We start from the raw sequence: 9,675 nt of genomic DNA, 5'->3' as shown, positions 1-9,675 counted from the left end.
CTTCGCGTGGTGTTTCTGGGTCGCATAAAGACGGGCGACGCCCAAAGCCACTGCTTCGTGATTGTTAACCTTTAGTCCCGATTCGCCCCATCTCCAAGGCCCTCGGCCTCACTATCCCGCCGTCGCTCCTGCAGTGGGCGGATCAGGTGATCGATCCATGAGAACGGCCGGTGAGTCAACGCAGTCTTCGGCCGTGGTCTCGGTCCCCAGATCGAGACGTGGTCGGGTTCAGTCGCGGCTACGGCCATCAGCCATCCATTCGGGTACACCGGAGCGGTGCATGATGTGGTGTTCGAACGTCGGCGGTCGTCTTGATCGCCGAGGGTGGGCGCCCCAATCAGTAAGTCGGTCATGGTAGACCATCAATCACCCCGAGAACGCCCGCACTGGAACGTAGGCCCCGGACGGGACCCGGAACAGGAGGCGTCCGATGTCTTACGCCGGGCTGCGGACACCCTCCTGTGTCACACGCACGGCCCGACCGCGTCGGCAGAACTTGTCATAGTCGATCTCATCGCGAAGCATGATGAGAGCAGCGTCCGCGGACGATCATGGCGCGGATCTTGATGCAGCGCCTGGGCCACACCCTGGTCGTGGGCGAGGCCGTCAAAGGCGTGGAACCAGAGCGCGTAGCCAGTGCTTTCGATGCCCACCGTGACGGGGCGGGGCAGCGCGACGTAGAACCACTCGACAGCATCGCCGGCGTGCGCGAGCTCTGCCTTGAGCATTTCTCCCGTTGCCGTGTCGAGGACCGCGACTTGTTGCTTCCGCGTGTGCAGGTCGCATCCCACCGATGTCATGAGCGTGGCCTCCTCTTGGCGGACGTTGTCATCATCGGGTCCGTTGACCCTACCAGCAACGCCAGGCCGTTCTCATGACATCAGTGAGCGAGCGGGAGCGAGCGAATCGGGAGGAGAAGGCAGGCTGAGTTGAACAGATCGGAACAGGATGAATCGTCCAAATTGGACTAAGGTCCAATGGCACGGCGTCGGGTCATGGGCCACACTTCGCCGAAGTCCGACCGGGAGGCTAGGCGTCGGGCTGGCAGGAACCTCGGCATCTCTACTCCAGTGCACGAACCAAGGGTCCACCCAGGGGGCGCCGTGAAGAAGGTGCACGCTGTGATACTCGCCGCCGCCATGTTGCCGGCCGTCGGCCAGGCGGTCGAGGCTCAGGCCCCGGGCCGGACCCAGGTGCCAGGCCAATCCCAGAGCCAAAGCCTGGACGACCTCTTCACCCGGGTCAGCCCGACCGTCGTCGTGGTGCGGGCCAAGGGGCGGGACGTTGGCGCTGAGGGGATCACCCACTTCAACGAGACAGGCTCCGGTGTCCTGATCTCCAACGACGGTGTACACGGCAGGGTGATGACGGCGGCCCACGTCGTCAACGGCATGGACGAGATCACCGTCGAGGGCATCGGCGGCGAGGTCGTGGGGGCGACCATCATCTCGGCCAATGCGGCTGCTGATGTCTCGCTCCTGCAGCTCGAGCGCGTGACCAAGGCCATGCGGGTGGCCCGGACGGGTGACTCCGACACCATGCGGGTCGGCCAGCAGGTCATGATCGTCGGCGCCCCCTACGGGCTCGCCTATTCGATGAGCGTGGGCTGGATCAGCGCCCGCTGGCCTCCCAACACCATCTTTCCGGACATGCCCCTGGCGGAGTTCCTTCAGACCACAGCCACGATCAACACGGGGAACTCCGGAGGCCCGGTGTTCAACATGGCGGGCGAGGTCATCGGCATCGTCAGCCAGAACATTTCAAAGTCCGGCGGCAGCGAGGGTCTGGGCTTCATCGTGACGATCAAGAGCGCGCAGAACCTCTTGGTCCCCCGGAAGGTGTTCTGGGGCGCCCTCCAAGGGGTGCTCCTGACGGGTCGCCTCGCGACGGTCTTCAACGTCCCGGCGCCCGCCGGGTTCCTGGTCAAGACGGTTGCCCAGGGCTCGGTGGCGTGGAACACGGGCCTGCAGGGGAGCGACGGGATCGTCACCATCGGGGGGAAGGAGGTCCCCGTCGGTGGCGATATCATCCTCTCGGTGGAGGACATCCCCGTGGTGTCCGAGGAGAACATCGAGAAGATCCGCAACACGTTGGCCGCCGTGACGCCGGGCGCCCCGTTCAAGATGAACGTGCTCCGCGCCGGCAAGGTGATCGAACTCACGGGCACGAGCCAGTAACGCACGTGACCTTCCCCGTCGACCCGCGTCGGCCGAAGGGGAAGAGACGGATGAGCGCCGCTGTCTACGCACCCGGGGAGCGCCAATCGTCACGGCGTGGGACTTCTCGCGATCGGTGGCGATGTGCTCCCTGACCAGCCGGTCCGCCTCCTCCCGGGTGTCGTCAAAGCCCAGTCATCGGGACGGCGGCACTCGACACGTCACGCGAACGCCATTGCGCGCCGAAGAGCTCGAAGAGCGCGATCCGGCCAGGCACCTCAGACCGCCGGCGCCGAGCACGGCTGCGACGCGCGGTCGACGGGGCTCCGCATCGGGCGACGTCCCGCCGCGACGATAGCACGCCACGCCGGAGGTGACGCTACGCGGAGAGCGCTTCCGCGGCCGCCTCGAGGCGGCGCTGTCCCTGCTCGGTCAGCTCGCCGACGATCTTGACGAAGGTCGGATGCCGCAGACCCGAGACGAGGAACGTCCATCGGTAAGCGCGCTGGATGTTCGTCCTGATCTCCGCGCGCTCGGGCTCCGTCAAGGTCCGGCGCGTCGCCTGCTGGAGGCTCTCGATGTCGAGATCCGCCTGCTGGGACAGGAGCCCGTCGACGGCGCCGCCGAGCTCGAGCAGCTCCTCGACGGCGTGCTCGCGCTGCGCGAGGCTGAGCGGCCCGCAGATCTCGTTGATCAGCAGCGAGTCGAGCTTGGCGTGCGTGGCCTCGTCGATCCAGTGGTACTTGATGAGATCGCGGAAGAGCCCGTCGAGCTGCTCGTCCGAGCGCACGTGCTCGACGTAGTGGAGCTGGGTGAACCACTCGATCATGCTCGTCAGCAAGAGCGAGCACAGCCGCGACTTGCCAAGCACGACCTTGGCCACCTCCTCCCGCCCCGGGATGACACCGCAGGCGATGCCGAAGCCCTTCTCGAACAGCGCCATCGAGCGCCGGAACATCTGCTGGTGCTTGGTCTCATCTTCCGCAAACCGGATCAGCGCGCGCAGCCGCGCCTCCTCGCCGTAGACGTCGCGCTGCGCCTCCTGCAGCGTCTGCGGGACGATGAACTCCTCGACGAAGGCGAAGATGTGGCAGTACGCGTTGCCGATGATCTGGTTCAGCGTGCGCTTCTCATCCTGGTTCAGACAGGTGATCTCATCGACACCCGACAGCCGGTTCGGCAGGAAGCGCTTCGAGTAGTCGAAGTCCCGGTTCCTCAGGACGTCCTCCTCCTTCCACGCGACCTTGAGGGAGTTGTGGAGGCACTCGTCGTACGAGTAGGTATGCGAGAGCATGGTCGTTGTCCTTTCTCGCCCCATTGGCGTGGCCCGCGTTCGTTGACTCCTCTCGTCGGCAAGCGCCGTGCCACACGTGTTTTCTGCGACAGGACAGGGATGCGGGAGCGCCCCCCGCACGATGACCTTGCAGGCCTCGGCGCGCCCGAGCCGCGCTCGATCGACTTCACGCGCAGTTAGTCAGCGCAAGGTGGGCTGGCGGCTGCGGCGTCGCCACGTGCAATCCGCGGTGGCACGGCGGCGTGCGGTAGCGTGGCTTCGTGCCTGGTGGACATTGGGTTGGCCGCGGTGCTCTTGCCGAGCCCAGGAGTGGCTGTGAAGTTCCGGGCCTTTGCCGTGTCTCGGGACCGGCACTCCAATGTAGCGGCCATGTAGCAAGTCAGCCCGTTGCCGCCAGCGAGTACATAGGACCAAGGTCCTATTGAACGCTCGCCGTGGGGGCCGAGGATATCCGGCAATGCGTTCTGTAGCGAACACCCGAGGCCGCCACAACTGAACCTCGCGGGGCGACAAGGAGGCGATCATGACACCGAGCCGGATCCGCGCAACGGAGCGCGGCGGGCTCGCACTGCGGCTTCCGGATGTGGCTCTTGTCCAGAGGACGGGACTCGCCGTTGTTGAGGCGATGAGCGCCGATCGCTGTGGCAGGAGCCTCCTGAGGCGACCGGCGTCCGAGGCTGGCAGATTACGTCACGGGAATGAAGCCCACGAGGGGGCGACCGCCGCCGGAGGGCGCGAGGGTGTTGAGCTCGGCTGTCCTCTGACGGCAAGGGCCGGCCGTTTCTGATCAAGGGAGCCCAGGCTCCTCTTGAACGACGACAAGGCCGGCAAGCCCGAGGCATTCCTCTGATGACAGGGCGCCGGCCGTTCACCTTCGAGCCATAGTCCGCGACTGGGACGGAGCGAGGCCGTAGCGATGCGTGAGACATTCTTGGCCAGCCTGTCCGCCCTGGGCCTCTTGGCGTCGATGCTCCTGTTTCTGGAGATCGGACGGAGGCTGGGGGCCCGATGGCTAGCGAGGCACCAGGAGGGGGGGCCGGCCGGATTCGGAGTCCTCGAAAGCGCCGTCTTCGGGTTGATGGGGCTCGTCGTGGCGTTCACCTTCTCCGGGGCGGCGTCCAGACTCGATACGCGGCGGCAGTTGATCGTTCAGGAGGCCAACGCTATCGCCACTGCATGGCGGCGCATCGACATGCTGCCGGAAACTGCACAACCGGCCCTGCGCGAGAGCTTCCGTCGGTATGTGGATGAGCGGCTGGCCGTGTACCGGAAGCTCCCCGACGTCGAGGCGGCCGTGGTGGAGTTGCACCGGGCCACGGCGCTGCAAGGGGACATCTGGGCACAAGCCGTGGCGGCACTGCGCACGGAGGACGGTCAGCACGCCATCATGTTGCTCCTGCCGCCGCTCAACGAGATGTTCAACATCGCCACGACCCGCACCATGGCCACCCGAATGCATCCGCCAACCATCATCTTCATCATGCTCGCGATCCTGCCGCTGACCGGTTCGCTGCTTGCAGGCTACAGCACGGCCACCGGGAAGAGGCGCAGCTGGACGCACATGCTCGGATTCGCGGTGATCATGGCCGGCACCGTGTTCGTCATCCTCGAGCTCGAGTTCCCGCGCCTTGGCTTTGTCGGATTCGACTCCATGGATCACGCGCTGGTGGAAGTGCGAGATAGCCTCAAGTGAGCGGGACGATGTCCATGAACGGGCCAGCCGAGACCTCTCCCGAGTCCCGCTGGCCTCCCGTGCTCACGCTTCTCGTGTGCTCGTCTTTTTCGAAATGTTGCCTCACCGTGTTCACGTGCTGCCGGTCTGGATCCTGGGTCTGCTGACCGCACCGGTGTTCTGGAGCGCAGTCCACGCGGAGCCGGTCGCCGACGGCGAGTCTTCGTCCTGGGTCGATAGGTGGCTCCAAGGACCCGGCATGACCGGAGACTGGTTCGGCACGAGAACCAGCCTCACCGCGCTGGGTGTCACGCCGTCGACGCTCGCCGGCCTTCCAGTGCTCAGCTTCGGCGTGTCCGGCAACTGGGCTTCCGGTCGCGATCCTCTCCAACAACATCGGCAACGTCTTCGACGTGGCACAGGCCTTCGACGGGACTGAGGTGAGGCTGTATACCCTCTTCCTCCGGCAGGTCCTGTTCGATCTCCGTCGAGCCCGAGACGCGCCATGATCGTGAGTCCCATGCTGGTGCAGGCAGTGAGCGAGGCGCCCAGGAAGACCATCGCGAGCGCGGCCCCGGGGCGTCTATGCCATCTGGGAGTGCGCAAGCGACGTGCCTAGTGGCCGTTACTCCAAACTCTTGACGACGCGACCTCCACGGCGCACGATCCCCGTGGGGGATCGGTCAGAGCAGGCTGTTCACTGGGTAGCCGACGGGTACGACACCCAGACAAATGGAGGGAACCAGATGACGACGAAATTCTCGTCGGTGTGGTGCGCATTCCTCGTCGCGGCGCTGATGGCCGCCGTCCCGATCGTCTACGCCCAGGCCCCCAGCGATTTCGCGAGCGAGCCCGACAAGAGCATGGCCAGTGCTCACGAGTCGTTCGTCAAGGGCGACATGAACAAGGCGTCCGAGCACATCCAGAAGGCGGCGTCCTGGGTGCGCAAGGAGGCAGACAAGGTCTCCAAGGACTCCAAGCAAGGTGTGATGAAGGCCGCTGACCAGCTGAGCAAGCTGAGCGGAGATGTCAAGAAGGGCACCGTGAAGTCTGGCGACCAGCTGAAGAAGACCTTCGCCCAGGTCGACCACTCGCTCGCCAAAGCCTGGCACGCGACCGCGCAGCAGACCCAGGAATCGGGCAAGGATGCGACCGCCGCGCTCAAGAAGGCCGGCGCCGGCGTGGAGGGTGCCGCCAAGTGGTCTGGCAACAAGTTGCAGGAGGGCACGCAGGCCTCCGTCGACGGTCTCAAGAAGGCCGGCAAGGTGAGCACCGACGAGGTCGGGAAGTTCTTCAAGGGCCTCGGGGACGGCATCGCAGATCTGGGACAGAAGCTGAGCAGCTGACCCTCTGTTCGTTCCGTCGGCCAGAGCAGGATTCAGGCGGTTAGCGGGGCCGTTTCGTCAGACGGCCTGAATCAGCAGCCAGCGAGTGAGCAAGTGGCCGCGCCGCTGGACCTCGCCCGAGCTGTACTCACGTGACAGGGCAGGGCCGACGCAGGGCACCGAGCGCAGGCGGGGCACGCGGCGGATCCTGGACGGCGAGGTGCTCGATCGTGGCGTCGGAGTACTCGAGCTGCCGGTTGGGGGGCGACGACGGGCGCACCAGTCTACGCTAAGCCACCCCGCTTTTTGAGCCCGCGAAGCATGCGGCAGCTGGCGAAGCCTCAGTCGCCGCGTCGTCCAGTTGGGCGGGAACGTCGAAATGTCGCTTCGCTTCCCACTCTTCCGGCTTGGTCAGTAATCAAAAGCCGAGCAACACCGCTCGCAGGAGGGCTAGTAGCTAAATCCGCCTCCAATGGAGTGGCTGCGAGAAACTATTCAGCGTGCAAGTCTCCCGCAATGCAGGAAACAAATGGTGGGCTGGGACGGGATTGAACCGCCGACACCAGGATTTTCAGTCCTGTGCTCTACCAACTGAGCTACCAGCCCACCACGAGTTTCCGAGGATAGCAGAACGAGGAGACCCCGTCCACGGACACGGGCCCTCGTCTTGCCCGATCCGGAGCTAGGGCTTGCCGTCCTCGAACTCGGCGCCGGTGTCCGATTCGAAGACGATGCGATCGTCGTCGTCGACGGTGAAGGCCTCGTGGAGGACGAAGGGCACGTCGTGCTGGACGAGGAAGCGGGTCAGACGGGCGACGGCCACCGGGTGCGAGTCGAGATGGAAGGACAGGGCGAGGTCGCCGATCTCGTCGATGGCGAAGAAGGCCCAGTTGCCCACCACGAGCGCCTCGCTCTCGGGCTCCCAGGTGACGCCGCCGTCGAACTCCTCCGAGCCCTGGGCGAGGTCGTGGAGCTCCTGGAGCTTGGCCCGGCGCTGCGTCTCGTCCACCGATCTACATGCCTTTGAAGACGCCGTCGGCGGCCATCTCGCGGAAGGCCTTCTCGTGGGCGGCGATGCTGCGCTCGATGTCGGCGTCGCTGTGCACCGCGGAGATCCAGCCGTGGTGGCTGGCGCAGTCCACCCCGTTGTTCAGCAGTGCGCAGCGCAGCAAGTGATAGAGATCGCCTCGGCGCGGTCGGTCGAAGCCGGCCAGCCCGGGCTTGCCCTCGAACGAGACGTGGAAGATCGACGCCTCGCCGAAGCAGGTGCCGGGGACGCCCGTGCGCTTCATCGCGTCGGACAGGCCCGAGCGCAGCTCGTCGCCCGCCTTGTTGGCGCGCGCGTGGAGCGATCCGTCGCTGACCAGCTCGAGGGTGGCGATGGCCGCGGCGGCCGAGACCGGGTTCGAGTTGAACGTGCCGTTCTGGGCCACGCGCTGGCTGCGGTCGAAGACGGGATCACCGCGGTGGGCCATCATCGACAGCAATTCCTTCTTGCCGACCACCGCGGCGCCGGGCAGGCCGCCGGCCACGATCTTGGCCAGGGTGGTCATGTCGGGCGTGACCCCGAAATAGGCCTGGGCCCCGCCGGGCGAATAGCGGAACCCGGTGATGACCTCGTCGAAGATCAACACCACGTTGTGCCGCGTGGTGAGGCTGCGCAGCTCCTGAAGGTAGCCCGGGATCGTCGGCGTGGTGCCGGACTGGCCGCCCGCCGGCTCCAGGATCACCGCGGCCACGTCACCGCGCTCCAGCATGGTCTCGACTGCCTTGATGTCGTTGGGCGGGCACACCAGGAGCTGATCGAGCACCGAGGTGGGCACGCCGGCCGACATGGGCACTTCGTACGGCGGATTCACCGCCGCGACCACCCCGTCGTGCCAGCCGTGGAAGTGGCCCTGGAACTTCACGACCTTGTTTCGCCCGGTGAAGGCGCGCGCGATCCGGAGGGCCAGATGCGTGGCCTCGGTGCCGGACATCGCGAAGCGCACCATCTCGGCGGAGGGAATCAGCTTGCCGATCAGCTCGGCCCAGCGCACCTCGAGCTCGTGACTGGCTCCGAGGTGAGTGCCGCGCGCGGCCTGATCCTGGATGGCCTTCACCACCGCCGGGTGGCAATGCCCGAGGAACAGCGCCCCGTGGCCCATCCAGTAGTCGATGTACTCGTGCCCGTCCACGTCCCACTTGTGCGACCCCAGCGCCCGGTCGACGTACACCGGAAACGGCTTCATGTGCCGGCCGTCGTGGGTGACCCCGCCCGGGATGATGGCCCGCGCGCGCTCGTAGAGCGCGGACGACCGGGGATGCATGGCCTTGTAGGTCTCGATCACGGACTGGGCAGCGCTCATTTGCTCGGGCCTCCGGTATGACGAGGTGATTCCAGCACTCGCAGCAGCTCAAGCATGCCGACATGGGCGGGCAAAGGCAAGCCGTCGACCGTGGGCTCGGGGCGAAGGGTGAGGCCGTCGACCGCGCCCGCGTCCACGCACGCCTGGACCATCGCCTGCTCCTCCTCGCCGGTGTGCAGTAGCGGACGGCCGGCCAGGCGGGCCAGCTCGGCCACGATGCCGTAGGCGCCCCAGTTGGACACGCCGGCGACCACCAGATGCTTCACCGGGACGACCGAGGCGATCTGCGGGAAGACGCCGCCGGCGCGCGCGACGCGACTGCGGACCGCGCCCATGCCGACCTCGTTGCCCCCGTCCCCGACTCCGATCGTGACCACCCGGCGGGGCGCGGCCAGGAACAATTCGTCGAGCGGGCCGTTCCACTCCGTCAGCGAGCGGCCGCGGGCGCTGCGGTAGTGTCCGTCACGGGCGCGGCCGGGCCGCTCGATCGCCACCAGGTGCGTGGGCTTCTGCTCGGCGAGGAGCCGCCGCGCGATCTCGCGCGCCGCGCCGGGGCCTTGGCGGTGCGGCACGTGAAAGGTCTCGACCGTCGCCGGCTCGCCCAGCACCTTCAACGCCGCCTGCAGCGGCGGGACCGCGACCGCGTCGGTGATGTAGCCCACCTGCGCGCCGAGCGTGCGCAGCGCGCGTCCGAGGCACGCGGTACCCGGCGGACCGTCCGTCTCGGGCAGTCCCGGGCCGACCGCGAAGCCGGTGGTGAGCAGCACGCGGCGGCTCTTCCGCAGCGCCTGGGCCGCCGCGGTGGCGCCTCCGCGCACGAAGAACGCGGCGATGCCCCGGCCGCCCGGATCCAGCGCCATCAACTGATCGATCATCGCGG

8 protein-coding genes and 1 tRNA gene are annotated in these 9,675 nt (G+C 66.8%); 3 read left to right on the top strand and 6 right to left on the bottom strand.

Going from position 1 to position 9,675, the window contains the following annotated elements; genetic code table 11:
• Window positions 1-464: 464 nt before the first annotated feature.
• Complete coding sequence (locus tag VKN16_04135) at window positions 465-800, bottom strand: hypothetical protein (protein ID HME93393.1); 336 nt, start codon at window positions 798-800, stop codon at window positions 465-467.
• Between the two features lie 303 nt (window positions 801-1,103).
• Here VKN16_04135 and VKN16_04130 point away from each other — a divergent pair, with 303 nt between their 5' ends.
• Window positions 1,104-2,177, top strand: coding sequence for a trypsin-like peptidase domain-containing protein (locus VKN16_04130; GenBank protein ID HME93392.1), 1,074 nt, complete (start codon window positions 1,104-1,106; stop codon window positions 2,175-2,177).
• A 358-nt stretch (window positions 2,178-2,535) separates the two neighbouring features.
• Here the strand turns inward: VKN16_04130 and VKN16_04125 are convergent, their stop codons facing one another.
• A complete protein-coding gene (locus VKN16_04125) occupies window positions 2,536-3,450 on the bottom strand; it encodes a hypothetical protein (protein ID HME93391.1) in 915 nt (304 codons plus the stop codon).
• Window positions 3,451-4,540: 1,090 nt separating this feature from the next.
• Here VKN16_04125 and VKN16_04120 point away from each other — a divergent pair.
• On the top strand, window positions 4,541-5,143 hold the full coding sequence (locus tag VKN16_04120) for a DUF4239 domain-containing protein (protein HME93390.1): 603 nt from the start codon (window positions 4,541-4,543) through the stop codon (window positions 5,141-5,143).
• A gap of 725 nt (window positions 5,144-5,868) precedes the next feature.
• Window positions 5,869-6,468: a hypothetical protein gene (locus VKN16_04115; protein ID HME93389.1), complete on the top strand. Its 600-nt coding sequence runs from the start codon at window positions 5,869-5,871 to the stop codon at window positions 6,466-6,468.
• Window positions 6,469-6,977: 509 nt separating this feature from the next.
• Here the strand turns inward: VKN16_04115 and VKN16_04110 are convergent.
• The 4 genes from VKN16_04110 to VKN16_04095 all read right to left on the bottom strand — a co-directional run bounded on the left by VKN16_04110 (window position 6,978) and on the right by VKN16_04095 (window position 9,655).
• Window positions 6,978-7,053 (bottom strand) — tRNA-Phe (locus VKN16_04110).
• A 76-nt stretch (window positions 7,054-7,129) separates the two neighbouring features.
• Window positions 7,130-7,456 carry a hypothetical protein gene (locus VKN16_04105; GenBank protein HME93388.1) on the bottom strand — a complete coding sequence of 109 codons (327 nt, stop codon included), beginning with the start codon at window positions 7,454-7,456 and terminating at the stop codon, window positions 7,130-7,132.
• Window positions 7,457-7,460: 4 nt separating this feature from the next.
• Window positions 7,461-8,795, bottom strand: a complete 1,335-nt coding sequence (locus VKN16_04100) for an aminotransferase class III-fold pyridoxal phosphate-dependent enzyme (protein ID HME93387.1) — start codon at window positions 8,793-8,795, stop codon at window positions 7,461-7,463.
• Window positions 8,792-9,655, bottom strand: a complete 864-nt coding sequence (locus VKN16_04095; GenBank protein HME93386.1) for a DUF4392 domain-containing protein — start codon at window positions 9,653-9,655, stop codon at window positions 8,792-8,794. The genes VKN16_04100 and VKN16_04095 overlap by 4 nt, the downstream gene beginning before the upstream one ends.
• Window positions 9,656-9,675: the final 20 nt, after the last annotated feature.

The organism is Candidatus Methylomirabilota bacterium, assembly GCA_035315345.1.
Taxonomy (GTDB): domain Bacteria; phylum Methylomirabilota; class Methylomirabilia; order Rokubacteriales; family CSP1-6; genus CAMLFJ01.
The sequence above is the reverse complement of the archived record's forward strand: the minus strand, read 5'-3'. Positions and strand labels throughout refer to the sequence as shown.

Coding starts and splice junctions, on each gene's coding strand:
- VKN16_04135 (HME93393.1), bottom strand. CDS start 800: ATGACATCGGTGGGATGCGACCTGCACACGCGGAAGCAACAAGTCGCG.
- VKN16_04100 (HME93387.1), bottom strand. CDS start 8,795: ATGAGCGCTGCCCAGTCCGTGATCGAGACCTACAAGGCCATGCATCCC.
- VKN16_04095 (HME93386.1), bottom strand. CDS start 9,655: ATGGCGCTGGATCCGGGCGGCCGGGGCATCGCCGCGTTCTTCGTGCGC.
- VKN16_04125 (HME93391.1), bottom strand. CDS start 3,450: ATGCTCTCGCATACCTACTCGTACGACGAGTGCCTCCACAACTCCCTC.
- VKN16_04115 (HME93389.1), top strand. CDS start 5,869: ATGACGACGAAATTCTCGTCGGTGTGGTGCGCATTCCTCGTCGCGGCG.